Origin of the sequence: Tabrizicola caldifontis, assembly GCF_004762095.1 — a bacterium.
In the GTDB taxonomy this organism is placed as follows: Bacteria; Pseudomonadota; Alphaproteobacteria; order Rhodobacterales; family Rhodobacteraceae; genus Tabrizicola; species Tabrizicola caldifontis.
The window spans coordinates 89,155-103,858 of sequence record NZ_SIJH01000001.1; the positions used below are offsets into that span (position 1 = coordinate 89,155).

Annotated in this window: 18 protein-coding genes; 8 read left to right on the forward strand and 10 right to left on the reverse strand. The window is 65.8% G+C overall.

The annotated features are described in order from the left end of the window. Window positions 1–19: 19 nt before the first annotated feature. The 3 genes from EYB42_RS00410 to dusB are packed head-to-tail and all read right to left on the reverse strand — an operon-like array spanning window position 20 to window position 3,459. Window positions 20–1,384, reverse strand: a complete 1,365-nt coding sequence (locus tag EYB42_RS00410) for a response regulator (protein WP_135446998.1) — start codon at window positions 1,382–1,384, stop codon at window positions 20–22. Next, a complete protein-coding gene (locus EYB42_RS00415) occupies window positions 1,385–2,485 on the reverse strand; it encodes a two-component system sensor histidine kinase NtrB (protein WP_240783898.1) in 1,101 nt (366 codons plus the stop codon). It abuts the gene before it with no gap. Then, on the reverse strand, window positions 2,482–3,459 hold the full coding sequence (gene dusB / locus EYB42_RS00420) for a tRNA dihydrouridine synthase DusB (RefSeq protein WP_371685707.1): 978 nt from the start codon (window positions 3,457–3,459) through the stop codon (window positions 2,482–2,484). The genes EYB42_RS00415 and dusB overlap by 4 nt, the downstream gene beginning before the upstream one ends. A gap of 184 nt (window positions 3,460–3,643) precedes the next feature. Here dusB and EYB42_RS00425 point away from each other — a divergent pair, with 184 nt between their 5' ends. From EYB42_RS00425 to EYB42_RS00435, 3 genes are read left to right on the forward strand one after another with little or no spacing between them, the layout of a single operon-like run. Beyond that, the gene (locus EYB42_RS00425; RefSeq protein ID WP_135447001.1) at window positions 3,644–4,774 is read left to right on the forward strand and encodes a bifunctional 2-C-methyl-D-erythritol 4-phosphate cytidylyltransferase/2-C-methyl-D-erythritol 2,4-cyclodiphosphate synthase; all 1,131 of its coding nucleotides are present in this window, start codon (window positions 3,644–3,646) and stop codon (window positions 4,772–4,774) included. Further along, window positions 4,771–5,277 carry a phosphatidylglycerophosphatase A family protein gene (locus EYB42_RS00430; protein WP_135447003.1) on the forward strand — a complete coding sequence of 169 codons (507 nt, stop codon included), beginning with the start codon at window positions 4,771–4,773 and terminating at the stop codon, window positions 5,275–5,277. Before EYB42_RS00425 ends, EYB42_RS00430 begins: the two co-directional genes overlap by 4 nt. After that, window positions 5,274–5,741, forward strand: coding sequence for a CinA family protein (locus EYB42_RS00435; RefSeq protein ID WP_135447440.1), 468 nt, complete (start codon window positions 5,274–5,276; stop codon window positions 5,739–5,741). The genes EYB42_RS00430 and EYB42_RS00435 overlap by 4 nt, the downstream gene beginning before the upstream one ends. 85 nt (window positions 5,742–5,826) lie before the next feature. On the opposite strand, the gene EYB42_RS00440 is transcribed toward EYB42_RS00435, so the two are convergent. The 5 genes from EYB42_RS00440 to EYB42_RS17790 all read right to left on the reverse strand — a co-directional run bounded on the left by EYB42_RS00440 (window position 5,827) and on the right by EYB42_RS17790 (window position 9,250). Further along, window positions 5,827–6,705 (reverse strand): alpha/beta hydrolase family esterase, encoded by an 879-nt coding sequence (locus tag EYB42_RS00440; protein WP_167850866.1) that lies wholly within the window; start codon window positions 6,703–6,705, stop codon window positions 5,827–5,829. Window positions 6,706–6,766: 61 nt separating this feature from the next. Continuing rightward, on the reverse strand, window positions 6,767–7,849 hold the full coding sequence (locus tag EYB42_RS00445) for an AI-2E family transporter (RefSeq protein ID WP_135447007.1): 1,083 nt from the start codon (window positions 7,847–7,849) through the stop codon (window positions 6,767–6,769). Beyond that, window positions 7,846–8,328, reverse strand: coding sequence for a type II toxin-antitoxin system RatA family toxin (locus EYB42_RS00450; protein WP_135447009.1), 483 nt, complete (start codon window positions 8,326–8,328; stop codon window positions 7,846–7,848). Before EYB42_RS00450 ends, EYB42_RS00445 begins: the two co-directional genes overlap by 4 nt. Window positions 8,329–8,500: 172 nt before the next feature. After that, complete coding sequence (locus EYB42_RS00455) at window positions 8,501–8,746, reverse strand: hypothetical protein (RefSeq protein ID WP_135447012.1); 246 nt, start codon at window positions 8,744–8,746, stop codon at window positions 8,501–8,503. A gap of 108 nt (window positions 8,747–8,854) precedes the next feature. Further along, window positions 8,855–9,250 carry a tetratricopeptide repeat protein gene (locus tag EYB42_RS17790; protein ID WP_135447014.1) on the reverse strand — a complete coding sequence of 132 codons (396 nt, stop codon included), beginning with the start codon at window positions 9,248–9,250 and terminating at the stop codon, window positions 8,855–8,857. A gap of 152 nt (window positions 9,251–9,402) precedes the next feature. Between EYB42_RS17790 and hpt the strand changes: the two genes are divergently transcribed. The 3 genes from hpt (at window position 9,403) to EYB42_RS00470 (ending at window position 11,069) form a co-directional block, all read left to right on the forward strand. Then, on the forward strand, window positions 9,403–9,942 hold the full coding sequence (hpt, locus tag EYB42_RS00465) for a hypoxanthine phosphoribosyltransferase (RefSeq protein ID WP_135447016.1): 540 nt from the start codon (window positions 9,403–9,405) through the stop codon (window positions 9,940–9,942). After that, a complete protein-coding gene (locus EYB42_RS17235) occupies window positions 9,939–10,115 on the forward strand; it encodes a hypothetical protein (protein WP_167850868.1) in 177 nt (58 codons plus the stop codon). The genes hpt and EYB42_RS17235 overlap by 4 nt, the downstream gene beginning before the upstream one ends. 66 nt (window positions 10,116–10,181) lie before the next feature. Beyond that, window positions 10,182–11,069, forward strand: a complete 888-nt coding sequence (locus tag EYB42_RS00470; protein WP_135447018.1) for a c-type cytochrome — start codon at window positions 10,182–10,184, stop codon at window positions 11,067–11,069. A gap of 300 nt (window positions 11,070–11,369) precedes the next feature. Here EYB42_RS00470 and lipA read toward each other — a convergent pair whose 3' ends face one another. Next, window positions 11,370–12,314, reverse strand: a complete 945-nt coding sequence (gene lipA, locus EYB42_RS00475) for a lipoyl synthase (protein ID WP_135447020.1) — start codon at window positions 12,312–12,314, stop codon at window positions 11,370–11,372. 172 nt (window positions 12,315–12,486) lie between these two features. On the opposite strand from lipA, the gene EYB42_RS00480 reads away from it, so the two are divergent. Beyond that, entirely contained in the window at window positions 12,487–13,059 is a 573-nt protein-coding gene (locus EYB42_RS00480) for a hypothetical protein (protein ID WP_240783899.1), read from the forward strand. A 6-nt stretch (window positions 13,060–13,065) separates the two neighbouring features. On the opposite strand, the gene EYB42_RS00485 is transcribed toward EYB42_RS00480, so the two are convergent. After that, the gene (locus tag EYB42_RS00485; RefSeq protein ID WP_135447021.1) at window positions 13,066–14,217 is read right to left on the reverse strand and encodes a DUF6456 domain-containing protein; all 1,152 of its coding nucleotides are present in this window, start codon (window positions 14,215–14,217) and stop codon (window positions 13,066–13,068) included. A gap of 193 nt (window positions 14,218–14,410) precedes the next feature. On the opposite strand from EYB42_RS00485, the gene EYB42_RS00490 reads away from it, so the two are divergent. Then, on the forward strand, window positions 14,411–14,695 hold the full coding sequence (locus EYB42_RS00490) for a DUF6477 family protein (protein WP_135447023.1): 285 nt from the start codon (window positions 14,411–14,413) through the stop codon (window positions 14,693–14,695). Window positions 14,696–14,704 lie beyond the last annotated feature (9 nt).

The following is a 14,704-nucleotide window of genomic DNA, read 5'->3' on the forward strand; positions in this document are numbered from 1 at the left end:
CACACGCACCGTTGCGTCCTTACATCAACTTCCGGCGACGGGTCACACGAATGTCCAGATCGGTGATCTTCTTGCGCAGCGTGTTGCGATTTATGCCCAGAAGATCGGCACATTTCGCCTGATTGCCCGCGGTGGCGTCCAGAGCGATCTCGATCAGGGGCAGTTCCACCTCGCGCAGAATGCGCTGATAGACGCCGGGCGGCGGCAGCTGCCCGCCGTGCAGATCGAAATAGCGCTTCAGATGCCGCGCCACCGAGGCCGAGAGCTTTTCCCCCGCCACGCCTTCGGACCGGGGCTCCGGGCCGGGCTGGTTGCCCAGGATCTGTTCCACTTCGCTGCGGGCGATCTCTGCCTCGGAGGCGGTGACAAGCAGGCGGCGGATGGTGTTTTCCAGCTGTCGAACGTTGCCCGGCCAGGAATAGGCGCGGATCAGGTCGGTCGCCTCGGGCGAAAGGCGCCGCATCGCGCCCAGATCACGCTCGCCACGCGCAAGGAAGTGTTCGGCCAGCAGCGGAATGTCGTCCACCCTTTCCCGAAGGCTGGGCACATGCAGGGTCACGCCGCCCAGACGATAGAACAAATCCTGGCGGAACTGGCCGGCCTCCATCTTCGCGGCAAGGTCCGACTGGCTGGTCGCCATGACGCGCGGGGCATTGTCGCCCAGCAGATCAAGCATCCGCACCACGCGGGCCTGGGTGTCATCGTCATAATCGGCGACCTCGTCGAAAACGATCGAACCGCCCCGCGCCCGGGCCAGCAGGGCCGAGGGGCCGTCGATCCCGGCAAGATCGGCGGCCTGGGCCACGACGAAGGGCAGTGTCCGACGGTCGGAGAAATCATGAATCGCTTTTGCGATCAATGATTTACCCGTGCCGGATTCGCCCGTGATCAGCACGGCCAGGTCGGTGTTCATTACACGCGCGACCAGACGATACAGCGCCTGCATCGCCGGGGTGCGGCCCACCAGCGGCAGGTCGTCGCCCTCCTCGCGCGGCTGGACCACTACCTTGGGCACCCGGCGTCGCTGTTCAAGTGCCTTGGAGGACCGTTTCATCAGGTCCGGCAGGTCGAAGGGCTTCGGCAGATAATCGAAGGCTTCGGCCTCGGCGGCCTGGATCGCGGTCATGATCGTGTTCTGGGCAGAGATGACGATCACCGGCAGCCCCGGACGCATCTTTGATATGCGCGGCAACGCATCCAGCCCGTTGCCATCGGGCATGATCACGTCGCTGATCACCAGATCACCCTTCCCTTCTTCCACCCAACGCATCAGGGTCATCAGCGAAGAAGTTGCATGGACCTTGCATCCCGCGCGGGTCAGGGCCTGGGTAAGGACCGTGCGGATCGTGCGGTCGTCGTCTGCGACAAGGACGGTGCCATCCATCTATTCAGCTTCCTTCCTTCTGTCGCGTGGCGCCATGGGCAGCGACACGCGGAACACTGTGCGACCGGGGACGGAATCGACGCTGATCCAGCCCTCGTGGTCGGAAATGATCTTGGAGACGAGCGCCAGCCCGAGCCCCGTGCCGTTCTCGCGGCCCGAAACGAAGGGCTCGAAGATGTTCGCAGCGATATCGGGGGGGATTCCCGGGCCGTCGTCGATGATTTCCACGTTCAGCGGCAAGGCGGCCGAGGCGCCATCCTTGCGGCGCAGGCGCAGCGAAAGGTCATAGAAGGTGTGCAACCGGATCGTGCCGCCATCCTTGCAGGCTTCGGCGGCGTTCTTGATCAGGTTCAGGAACACCTGCATCAGCTGGTCGCTGTCGGCAAAGGTAGGCGGAAGCGAGGGGTCGTAATCCTCGACGATGGTCATGTGCGCGGCAAAGCCGACGAGCGCCGAGCGTCGCGCCCGGTCCAGCGCGTCGTGGATGTTCACCGCCTTGCGGTCAGGGGGCCGCAGGTTGCCGAACTGTTCGACCTGCTCCAGAAGCTTGACGATGCGACGGGTCTCCTCGACGATCAGATCGGTCAGTTCCTGATCCTCGGGCGCAAGGCTCATCGACAACAGCTGCGCCGCGCCGGAAATGCCGGCAAGCGGGTTCTTGATCTCGTGCGCCAGCATCTCGGCCATGCCGATCGCGGACCGCGCGGCCGTCTTGACCCCCATCGACCGGCCCAGCCGGTCGGCGATCTCGCGCGGGGACAGGATCAGCATGACCACGTCGGGGTTGTCGTGCATCGGCGCCAAATGGATCGTGCACTGCACCGGCGGGCGTTCGCCCGAGGTCACGTCAACATCATTGATGTTCAGCGGCGACTGGTTGGCGCGGGCGCGGGCCAGCGCCTCTTCCATTGGCGCGTCGATCGCCAACCGGTCAAAGGCGGGCTGGCCGCGCAGCGCCTTGTCCGAGGTGTTCAGAAAGGTCTCGGCCGCGGGGTTGACCTCCAGGATCCTTGCGTCGCGGTCCAGAAGCAGCGCCGGCAAGGGCAGCGAGGCCCAGACCACGCCGGGCACCGGATAGGGCATCCGGTAGGCGGGGGTCATGCGGCCAACTCCAGATCGGCGAAGGCCAGTTCGATCAGCCGGATCACCTCGGCCGGGTCGGTCGAGGTCAGGATCGCCTCGCGTGCATGGGGCAGGCCCGCCTCTTCCAGATACCAGCCAAGGTGCTTGCGCGCCATCCGCAGGCCAAGCTCGCGCCCATAGAAGGTGAGCATGTCGTCGTAATGATCAAGGATCATGCGGCCAAGCTGCCCCCCGTCAGGGATATTCGGGGCCGGCGTGCCGTAAAGGTCGTGCGCAACCTGCGCCAGCCGCCAGGGCGCGCCCTGCGCCCCGCGGCCAATCATGATGCCGTCGGCACCGGAAAGGCGCAGGGCCTCGCGCGCGGTCGCGGTATCGGTGATGTCACCATTGGCGATGACGGGGATGCGGACGGCCTGCTTCACGGCGCGAATGGCCGCCCAGTTGGCACTGCCCTTGTAGAACTGGCAGCGGGTGCGACCGTGGATCGTGATCATCTGCACCCCCGCCTCTTCCGCGCGACGCGCAAGCTCTGGCGCGTTGTGCAGGCTGTCGTCCCAGCCCAGGCGCGTCTTCAGCGTGACCGGCACCTTGACCGCCTTCACCACCGCCTCGATCAGCCGCAGCGCCAGATCGAGGTCGCGCAGCAACGCCGAGCCGCAAAGCCCCGTGGTCACCCGTTTCGAGGGGCAGCCCATGTTGATGTCGATGATCCGTGCGCCCTGCCCTTCGACGAACTTCGCGCCCTCGGCCATCCAGTGCGGATCCCGCCCTGCAAGCTGCACCGAGGTCGCCTGTTCGCCGAACCCCAGTTCCGCCCGCGCCCGCGCCTCGGGCTGGGCGCGGACCACTTCGGCACTGGCCACCATCTCGCTGACCACGAGGCCCGCGCCAAAACGCGCGACAAGCCGGCGAAACGGCAGGTCGGTGATCCCGGCCAGCGGGGCCAGGAATATGGGAGGATCCAGCGTCAGTGAGCCTAGGGGCAGCGGCAACAGCCTTTTCCTTGTGCAGTTTGCACTGTGTTACCCCGCCCGGTGATCAGGTCCAAGGCAACGACGCCTCCATAATGGCTGAAAAACATGCGATGCACAAATATTAGGCAGATCCTCATCACCTCACGCCAGATTGTCAGGCGCGGACAGAGAGATTAGGGAGGTTCAGGAAAAGGAATGTCGCATGCAGACAGCTGTCATCATCGTTGCCGCCGGGCGCGGCAGCCGCGTGGGGGGCGAGGTGCCGAAGCAATGGCAGATGCTCGCCGGCCGCCAGGTGCTGGCACATACGCTGGCGGCATTTGCCGGTTTGCCAGTGGTGCTGGTGATCCATCCCGACGACCGCGGCAGGGCCGAGGCGCTTGACCTGCCGCCCTCGGTCCGGCTGGTCGAGGGCGGGGCAACGCGCGATGCCTCGGTTCTGGCAGGGCTGCGGGCGCTTCAGGGGTCGGGGATCGACAAGGTGCTGATCCATGATGGGGCCCGGCCGCTGGTTTCGCCGGCACTTATCGACCGGCTGGTGGCAGCGCTGGACGACAGCGAGGGCGCGGCCCCTGCGTTGGCGATCTCGGATGCGCTCTGGCGCGGCGCGGGGGGGCGGGTGACCGGCACGCTGGACCGGGCGGGCCTCTACCGCGCACAGACGCCCCAGGCCTTCCGCTTTGCGGCGATCCTGGCGGCACATCTTGCGCATCCGGGTGGGGCGGCCGACGATGTCGAGGTCGCCCGCGCCGCAGGTCTTGACGTGACCATCGTCGAGGGCGAGGAAAGCAATCTGAAACTGACCTGGCCGGGCGATTTCGCACGGGCCGAGGCAATCCTGAAGGGGCGCAACATGGATGTGCGGCTGGGCCACGGCTATGACGTGCATGCCTTCTGCGCAGGTGATCATGTGTGGCTGTGCGGGGTGCGGGTGCCGCATGACAAGGGCCTTCTGGGTCATTCCGACGCAGATGTGGGCATGCACGCACTGACCGACGCGATCTACGGTGCCCTGGCCGAGGGCGACATAGGCCGTCACTTCCCGCCCAGCGATCCGCAATGGAAGGGCGCGCCCAGCCACATCTTCCTGTCCCATGCCATGGGCCTGGCCCGTTCGCGGGGGTATGAGCTGGGCAACTGCGACGTGACGCTGGTCTGCGAGCGCCCGAAGATCGGCCCGCATGCCCTTGAGATGCAAGCGGAACTGGCGCGGATCATGGGCGTCGGGCCGGGCCGCGTCTCGGTCAAGGCGACCACTTCGGAACGGCTGGGCTTCACCGGCCGCGAGGAAGGCATCGCCGCCCTTGCCACGGCAACCCTGGTGAGACCATGAGCACGACCATCGCCACCTTCTTCGGTGTGGGCTACCTGCGGCCCGCCAGCGGGACCTGGGCCAGCGCGGTCACCGTCGCGCTGGCGGTCGTGGCCTATGAGGCGGGGCTGGCGCTTCTGGTGCCGGCGGGGTTCGTGCTGGCCGTGCTGGCCGGGTTCTGGGCGGTGCCGCCCTATCTGCGGGCCACGGGAGGCGAGGACCCCTCGGAAGTGGTGATCGACGAGGTGGCGGGTCAGCTTCTGGCGCTGTGCTTCACCGTCCTGCCCCTGTGGTGGCACGGGGTCGCGGGACTGGCGCTTGGGGCATGGCCGGGCTGGCTGGTGCCCTTCCTTCTGTTCCGCCTGTTCGACATCTGGAAGCCGTGGCTTGCGGGCCGGGCCGACCGGATGGGGGGCACGACGGGGGTGATGCTCGATGACATCTGGGCGGGGCTTTTCGCCGGGATCGTCTCGGTCGTGCTGGCTGGCCTCTGGCATGGCGTGGTGCAGCCATGGCTGGGGTGAAGGTGGCCGAGCTTCTGGCGCAGGCGCGCTACTGGGGTCTGCGGATCGCCACGGCGGAAAGCTGCACAGGCGGCATGGTGGCGGCGGCCCTGACCGATGTTCCAGGATCATCCGACGTTTTCGACCGCGGCTTCGTCACCTATTCCAACGCCGCCAAGGTCGAAATGCTGGGCGTCCGGCCCGAGACCCTGTCGGCCCATGGCGCGGTATCCGAACCGGTGGCGCGAGAAATGGCCGATGGCGCGCTGGCGCGCTCAGCCGCCGATCTGGCCGTATCGATCACCGGAATAGCGGGCCCCGGCGGATCGGAGTTCAAGCCCGAGGGCCGGGTCTGCTTTGCTCTGGCCCGCCGTGGCCGGCCGACATTGTGCGAGACGGTGGAGTTCGGGGCACTTGGCCGCCCGAAAGTGCGCGAGGCCGCGACGGCGCATGCTCTGCGCCTGCTGGCAATGGCCTTGGCTTAGGTTCCCCCCCTCCACGTCGATTGCGTCACCACGCCAGCAGGGCCGCAGGCGATGACTGCATGAAACGGGCTGTCTGACCGGGAAATCACGGATGCGTCGCGAAAAAGCGCAGGATTTCTGCGTTGGCGTCGATTTCCTGTGTCACGGCACCGTCATTGGCGGGCAAACGCCCTGCCTTGCGTCCACCGGGCCAGTTGTGGCCGCCGCCCTCGATCGTGATCAGCCGCAAGATCACGCGACCCTGCTTCTGGTAGTCCGTCACCGTGACCGAGGTGCCGTCGTCGCGACGGTCGATCTGCCGGTCGGTTTGCTCCAGACCGCTGCCCCAGGGGGCGAGGAATGCCCGCACCACCGAGGCGACCGAGGCAAACTCGGTGCGCGTCAGCGAGGAAGCGCCCTTGCCGCCAGCATAGGGCACCATGGCGTCGGCCGTGCCATGGATGATCAGCGCCGGCACCGGCTCGCGAACCCGGATCGAGCCTGTGTCCATCGTGCCCGACACGGCCGCGACGGCCGTCACCAGCGCGGGGTGCCGGGCAGCGAAGGTCTCGGCCATCATCGCGCCATTAGACATGCCCGTAAGGTAGACCGAAGCGCCAAGACCGAAGCGGCCCTGTGCGTCCTTGACAACACGGGCCAGGAACCCGAGGTCGTCCTCCCGATTCCGGGCGGCCGACGCGCAGCAGTAGCCGGCGTTCCAGGTCAGCAGTCGGTCGCCCCGCCGGCCGGTGCCGGCCGGAAAGACTACGGCGTATCCTGCCTTGACCGCAGCCCGGCCAAAGCCGGAACTGCGGGCGAACTGGCCAGGATTGCCACCCCCGCCATGCAGCGCCAGGATCAGCGGTGCGCCGCGCGGCTCGGCGGGCAGCTGTATTTCGTAGGAGCGATCGCCAAGCCGCACGGTCTCGGCGGAGGCGGGCAAGGCGGAAAGCAGCAGGGACAGGAACACGGCGACGATACGCATGGAACCCTCGTTCGCTGAATTTCCCATTAACGTCCGCCAGGCGGCTTTCCGTTGCGTCAGATCAATCGCTTCGTCTCGGATCTCCGATCTTGCCGTCGTTCGACAGAAGCACCGCAATCGGCCGGGTGAAGGAAACCGCGCCCAGCACGGCCAGGATGATCACCGTCATCGGCACGGCCAGGACCGCCCCCGGCAGGCCCCAGAGCGCATACCACGAGGCCAACGCCACCAGCACCATCATCGGCGACAGGTTGATCCGGCGCCCCATGACCTGAGGCTCGATGAGCGAGCCGATGACGAATTGCAGCGCCGACAGCACCGCCATGGCGATGAGGGTTGCCTTGATCTCGCCGGTCTGGGCCAGGACCATAAGCGTCGGGGCCACGACGCCCGCCACCGATCCCAGGTAGGGCGTATAGTTCAGCACCCCGATGTAGATCGCCCAGAAACCCGCAAGCTCTACCCCCATCCATTTCAGCGCGACATAGCTCAGCGCCCCCAGGACGATGTTGATCAGCGTCTTGACCGCAAGGAAGCCGCCGATCCTGCTGTTTATGTCAGATGACAAGGCGATCAGCTGATCGGCCTTCTTGCCGGTCGGAAAGGCAAGGTGCAGCTTGCGCACGAAACCGGTGTATTCAATCATCAGGAAGGCGGTATAGAGAAGGATCAGCACGATCAGCCCGCCAAGGCTGCCCATCGCGCCAAGCGCCTGCCGCGCGACCCCGGTCACGTCGATGTTCGAAGCGACGACCGAGGACAGCCCGCCGGGAATGAATTCGTCGATCCGGTAGGCGTCGTCCAGCCGCTTAACGAGACCCAGAATGTTCGCGGTATATTGCGGCAGGCGCTGCACCAGCACTTCGCCGTTGCTGCGCAGCGTGCCGATCAGCAGCACGATGGCCCAGACGAAAAGCCCCAGCACGAGCGCATGGCGCAGGAAAAGCGGCATGTGCCTGAGCCCCGGCACCCGCCCCATCCAGTCGACCACCGTCCAGAGGACGAAGGCCACGACCACGGCAAAGGCGATAGGGATCAGCACGTTCTGCGCGACGTAAAGCACCCAGACGACCAGGATCAGCATCAGCATCCCCGCCGCGGCAGTTATGATCCCCATCGGGCGGGTTTCCGTGCGGTTGCTCATCCCTGTCCCTGTTCCTTGCCGGGTGCCGCGACAGGCCCGTAAAGCTCTGCCGCGCGGCGTTCGAAGGCGCGCACGATCCGCAACATGGCATCGTTGAACACCACGCCGATGATGCCCTGAAGGATAGCATTGCGGAACTCGAAATCGACGTGGAAATCCACCTCGCAGCCACCGGGCACGTCGCGGAAGGCCCAGTTGGATTTCATGTGGCGGAAAGGGCCGTCTATGTATTCGGTGTCTATCTTCAGCGCATCCGGCCAAAGCGTCACTCGGCTGCCGAAGCGTTCACGGAACACCTTGAAGCTGATCACCAGATCGGCCTCCATTACCTCGCCGCCACCGGGGATCGGGCGGCGCGACCGGATGCGGGCGGCCGAGTTCCAGGGCAGGAATTTCGGATAGGATGCGACATCGGCCACCAGATCGTACATCTGGCGTGCCGTGTAGGGCAGGCGCTTGGTCTCGGAATGGGTTGGCATTGCAGTCGGGCTTTTTCCGACATGTGGCCTGCCCGGCCCCGAAGATCAAGCGCCGCCCTGTCGCGGGGTCAGAAGGTTTCGGCAAGTCGGCAAGGGCGTGTGCGCGTGCCAGGGCGTCGGCTGACTGTTCGGCCTCGAACTGGATGCAGCGGCCGTCCTGACCGGTGACAAACTAAATGGGTGGTTTCACCGCGGCCCAGTGGCACCAGGCCAGCGGCTCAACCTGCTGGTCATCGTCGGCATCAGGGTCGGCCCTGATCATCTCGGCAGGGTCCATTCCCGCCATCGAGTATTCCTGCCCGGCCGATCGCTGATGGAAGGCATCGGCCCGAAGCATGTTTGACAGCCCGGAATCGCCCTGTTCCAGCATCTTGCCACAGTCGCCTTCCGCCCGGTCAAGGCGGTGGGCCGCCGCCACCCCGCACGGTCTGCGGGCATGTTCCTCTTAATGATCGACACCGTGGCCGCCCTCGTCTTGCAGGGCAGTTCACCGGTTGCGATCGGATCTCCAAGGTAGACCGCATGCTCAAGAAAGGCCAGCAACGTGGTCCGATCCGCCGCCCCCCTTCCCGTTCAACAGCATGTGTCCGGGCGCCGTCAACGATGGCAGACAGTCCTCTGCCACGGCCTTCCGGTACCATTCACGCGCCTTCACCTCATCAACCGGCACGCCGGCCAAGCCATCCTGATGGCGACTGCCCACGTCTTGCCTGGCGGTGGCAAAGCCCTGCTCTGCCGATGCCAGCGCAAGTTCCTGGCCACGCACCTTGTCCCTGGGGCGACCAGGGCCCTTTTCGTGAAGGTATCCGAGATCCGCCTGTGCCCGCGCATGCCCACGCGAGACCGGAACCTCAAGCTTCGGAACCATCGCGTCTTGTCCTCGCGCGCGAACATCAGCCGGACCCAAAGCGCTTGATGTCATCTTCCGGCTGCGCCGAAATCGGCAGCGGCGCGGCAGGCCCGACCGCACGGATGGCCATCAGCAACCGTTGCATCGCAATACTCCTCTTGAAACCGTGCCAGCTTGGCGCAAGGAAGGGAGGGTTAAAGCCGGATGACGCGCGGGGAAGGCACATGTCCGAATATGTCATCGACCAGATGATCAGCGCCAAGGCCATTGCCGCCCGGGTCGAGACCCTTGCGCGCGAGATCACCCAGCATTTCCGGGGCACCGACAAGCTGGTGGTGGTGGGCCTTCTGCGCGGATCCTTCGTCTTCATCGCCGATCTCGTGCGCGAGATCGACCTGCCGGTAGAGGTGGATTTCCTGGAAGCCTCCAGCTACGGCGATGCTATGCATTCCAGCCGCGAGGTGCGCATCCTGAAGGATCTGAGAGGAGAGATTGCAGGGCGCGACGTGCTGGTGGTCGAGGACATCATCGACACGGGCTTTACCCTGTCCCATGTCCTGCACCTCTTGAAGGCGCGCGAACCCGCGCGGCTAAAGACCTGCGCACTGCTTGACAAACCCTCGCGGCGGGAGGTGCCGGTCAGGGCCGACTGGACGGGCTTCGAAATTCCCGACGAGTTTGTCGTCGGTTACGGCATCGACTTCGCGCAAAGGAACCGCAACCTGCCTTATATTGGCAAGGTGCGCTTCGTGGAATCGGCATGAACATCATTCACTGGCTGGTCCGCGCCAAGCGCTGGGCACAGAATCCACCCTCGGAAGGCCGGGTGAAGCTGGTCCTCGGCGTGATCGCAGTGTGCATCGCGATCGGCGCCTGGGAATGGGCCTTCGGCTGGCCCGAATGGCTGACGGTGAACCGCCTGTCCGCGAAACCGTGACTGGACAGGCCCGTCCGGCCCCCTAGGCTGGACAGCGACGCAAAGCGACAAAGGAAAGGGCGAGCAATGCGGGTCTTGCGCTGGCTGATAGTGCTTGCGGTTATGGGCGCGGGGGGCTTGTGGTATCTGGCGCGGCCGAAGCCACTACCTGCCTCTGCCGTGGCGGGCCTGAGCGGCGACGCCGCGCGCGGCGAGCAGGTGTTCTGGGCAGCCGGCTGCGCTTCGTGCCACATGGCCGAGGGCGCCAGGGGCGAGGCGCAACTGGTGCTTTCCGGGGGGCAGCGCTTTCCATCGGACTTCGGCACGTTCATCGCACCGAACATAAGCCAAGATCCGGTTCACGGCATCGGCGGTTGGAGCCTTCTGGACCTCGCCAATGCACTGAAACGCGGCGTCAGCCCGGGCGGCGAACATTACTACCCTGCACTGCCCTACACCTCCTATGCCAGGATGCGGATGCAGGACGTGGCGGATCTTTACGCCTTTCTCAGGACACTGCCGGCCGATCCCACGCCCAGCAAGCCGCACGAGATCGGCTTCCCCTTCTCGATCCGCGGGATGTTGGGCATCTGGAAGCTGCTGTATCTGAACGAAGGCTGGGCACGGGACGGCAACCTGACACCCACCGCAGACCGCGGCCGCTATATCGTCGAGGCGCTGGCCCATTGCGGCGAATGCCACACGCCCCGCGACGCGCTGGGCGGCATGGATACCTCGCGCTGGCTGGCCGGGGCGCCGAACCCCTCGGGTCAGGGCCACATTCCGAACATCACGCCCACCGCGCTGGGCTGGAGCGCAGCAGAAATCGTGCAATACCTGACAACCGGCTTCACCCCGGACTTCGACAGCGTTGGCGGGCACATGGTGCATGTGGTGGAAAACATGGCCCGCCTGCCGGAAGGCGATCGGGTGGCCGTCGCAGAATACCTTATGGCCGTGCCCGGGGTTCCATGACGGGGGAAAACTGTCCTCAATCTGCCGCGGCGATGCTGGCGGAATGTGCGTTTCCTGTTGCCGTCACCGAACCACAGATCCTGATGCCTGGATCGATCAAGTCCTCTCCGCCAGATCCGCCCAAGGGGGTTTCGTGCTTCGCGCCATCGGCTTGGGTTGCTGCCGAAGCCGGCCATGACCGCTTCATTGCCGAGGCCAGAAGACGCGGGATTCACCTGCTGCTGACCCACACTTGGTGCATCGTGGTCTGCAACAGCGGCCCGATACGCATGCGTTTCTGATTTTTTGTGAAAAATCGCCTCAGCCTCGCCCCGCCTGCCGGGCCGTCCGCATGCGGGCGAAATCGTCGCCCGCATGGTACGAGGACCGCGTCAGCGGCGTGGCCGAGACCATGAGGAACCCCTTGCCCCAGGCGGCAGTCTCATAGGCCTTGAACTCCTCGGGCGTGACGAAGCGGGCCACGGCGTGGTGTTTTGGCGTCGGTTGCAGATACTGGCCGATGGTCAGGAAATCGACACCGGCCGACCGCATGTCATCCATCACCTGCAGCACGGCCTGCCGATCCTCGCCCAGACCGACCATGATGCCCGACTTGGTGAACATCAGCGGGTCAAGCTCCTTTACCCGCTGCAGAAGCCGCAGGCTGTGGAAATAGCGCGCACCGGGGCGCACCTCGGGATAAAGCCCCGGCACTGTTTCAAGGTTGTGGTTCAGCACGTCCGGTCGCGCAGCGACCACGACTTCCAGCGCCTCGGGCCCGCATCGCAGGAAATCGGGAATCAGCACCTCGATCGTCGTCTCGGGCCGGCGGTGTCGGATCGCCCGGATCGTCTGTGCGAAATGCTCTGCCCCGCCATCGGGCAGGTCGTCACGATCGACCGAGGTGACAACGACATGGTTCAGGCCAAGCTCGGCCACGGCATGGGCCACGCGGCCTGGCTCGAAGGGATCAAGCGCCTGCGGCTTGCCGGTCGCCACATTGCAGAAGGTGCAGCCGCGCGTGCAGATTTCGCCCATGATCATCATGGTGGCGTGGCCCTGGGACCAGCACTCGCCCACGTTGGGGCAACCGGCCTCTTCGCAGACGGTGACCAGCTTCTTTTCGCGCAGGATGTTGCGGGTCTGCCTGTAGCCTTCCGACGTCGGCGCCTTTACCCGGATCCAGGACGGTTTCTTTGGCTGGGCATTGTCCGGCCGATGCGCCTTTTCGGGGTGGCGCTGTTCGGAAAGCTTGAGGTCGCGCACGAAAGTTCCCCCCTGACGGACCGTCCTTCCTGCCAGATAAGGCCAAACGGCCGCCAAGGCAACGCGAAGAGCCCCCACAACGCTGCTCACCCCCCTTGCGAAAGGGACAAGACTTGATCCGGGTCAAGGACCGGAACTTGCCGACGGGGCAGACAGGCGCCATGAGGAGAAAATGATGACATTGCCGGAACTGACCCTAGCCGTGATTGCGCTGCTGGTGACACCGGGGCCGACAAACACGCTGATGCTGGTCGCGGGGGCCGAACGCGGCCTTGCCGGCGCGGCACGGCTCATCCCGGCGGAACTGGCGGGCTATCTGACGACAATCCTGCCGTTGGCGCTGGTCGGCGCGACGGTGCTGGCCGCCTGGCCAGGGCTGCATGCTGCCGTCACGCTGACAGCAGGGATGTGGGTGGCGGTGCTGGCGGTTCGATTGTGGGGTCTGCCCGCCACGGGAGAGGTGGGCCCTGTCGATGCCCGCGCAGTGTTCGTGACCACGGCGCTCAATCCCAAGGCGCTGATCTTCGGGCTGGCAATCCTGCCTTCGCCCGAACGGCTGGGCACAAATCTGACCATCTTCGCGGGGCTGGTCGTGGCAGTGGCCCTGCTTTGGGCAACAACAGGTGCCGCGCTGCGGGGCGGGTCGCGCGGCCAGCCGCGCGCGCTGCAACTGCTGCGGCGGCTGGCCTCGGTCTGGCTGGGGGCGGTTTCGCTTGTGCTGATCCTGCGCGGCGCGGGGGCCTGATCCGCCCTAGCCTATCAGCGGGCCGGCCTTGCCATAGGTTTCGTCGTAATGCCGTCTCAGACGCATCAGCGCGATCCTGAGGACGATCTTGCCCGAACGCGCTGCCCAGCCCAGACGCCTTTCGGCGACCTCCAGCCCTTCCAGGAAGCAGCAGCAGCGCAATGCGACATCACCCAGCCCAGGCCCCAGATCGCGCAGTGCCGCAGCCACCCGCGCCCTGGCCTGCGAAGGCCCCTCGGCAAGACCGCTGTCGGGCCTGAACGTGCCCCGGTCACCGCCGGTCAGAAACCTGTCCCAGTTCTGCGCCACGCGCGGACCCATCTGCGCCAGCTCGAAATCCTCGCGCAGCCGTTCGGCTGCGTCCACCAGATCGGGCTCGAGAAAGGGCTTGCCGTCCCGGTCCAGTCTGCGACCCAGAAGCGCGACCGGGCTTTCCGCAACATTGTAGCGCACCTTGCGCGGCCCGTCGTCGTCGATCACCTCACGCTCATCCCAATGCCGGTGCTGATCGCCGAACTCTGCGCCTGCCTCGGCCAGACCCCGACGCCGCCGCTCTTCCTCCTCGGTCATCCGCCTCAACGCGGCACGGCCCGCCGCCGTGATCTCGTAGGCCGAAACCCGGCCCGCCTTGCGGCAGGCGATCCAGTCCTTGAGGATGAAAGCTTGCGCCACCGCACGGTCCAGCACTGCGGTGCGCAGGCTGCGGCCATCGGGCAGTTCGCGCAGCACGGCCGCCTTCTCCATCTCCGGGGCAATGGCCAGGACCGCTCCCGGCTCGACCAGTCGGCGCAAGACCCGGCGGCCTTCGCGGGCAAGGGCGGCTTCGTCACAAAGGACAGTCTTTGCGGTGTGACGCATGGCAGCTGACATGGGTACGTCTTCCTTTCGGGCTGGGTCGTCGGCCGGTCGCTGGGCCAGTCGGGCAATCGCATCAAGCGCCTCGTCCATCAGAGGATCCTCGCGCCGGCCTTCGAAGCGGCGCACCTGGCGCAGGATCGTGGAAGCATGCATCCCCTCGCGCCGCGCAAGCGCGCGAAGGGACGTGCCCTCCTCCGTATGGTCAAGGTAGTGGCGCACGGCAGCGGGCAGCCAGGAAGGCAGGCTGGCAGCAGCCAGGTCTGGCAAGTCGATCGTCCCGTCTTTGTCCACCCCGAGCATTCAGGCGAAGTCCGGCCAGGGACATCCGCAACCTTGGGTGGAAATGGTTACCTGTTTGTTAAGCGTTCGGCCGGCCTTAACCCTTGATCCGAAATCCTAAACTTTTCGGTAACCTCCGCGCGCTGCCTGGCTCAGCGCGCAACGCTGGGTTGTTCTACTGCATAGTCACCTCCACCAAAGGATGGAGTGCCCCATGTCGGATGTCTGGATCCTGCTTGCCACCCTGCGTCGCCCGCGGCTTCTCATGCGCGCGGCGCGGTTCGGTCTGGCAGAATACCACCGCGACCGCGATCTGCGCCGCCTGGTCCGGTCGGTCGGGTCACCTGAAGAAACCGTGCCGCGCCTGATCGAGGCAGAAGCACAACTGGAGGCAACGCGCCAGCAGGGTGATGCGCGCTATTCGGCGGCGCGCCACATCGAAGTGCTGATTGCCCTTCTGGCTGAAGCACAGCTGCTGCGGCGCAACGCGATGGTCTGAGATGGTCTG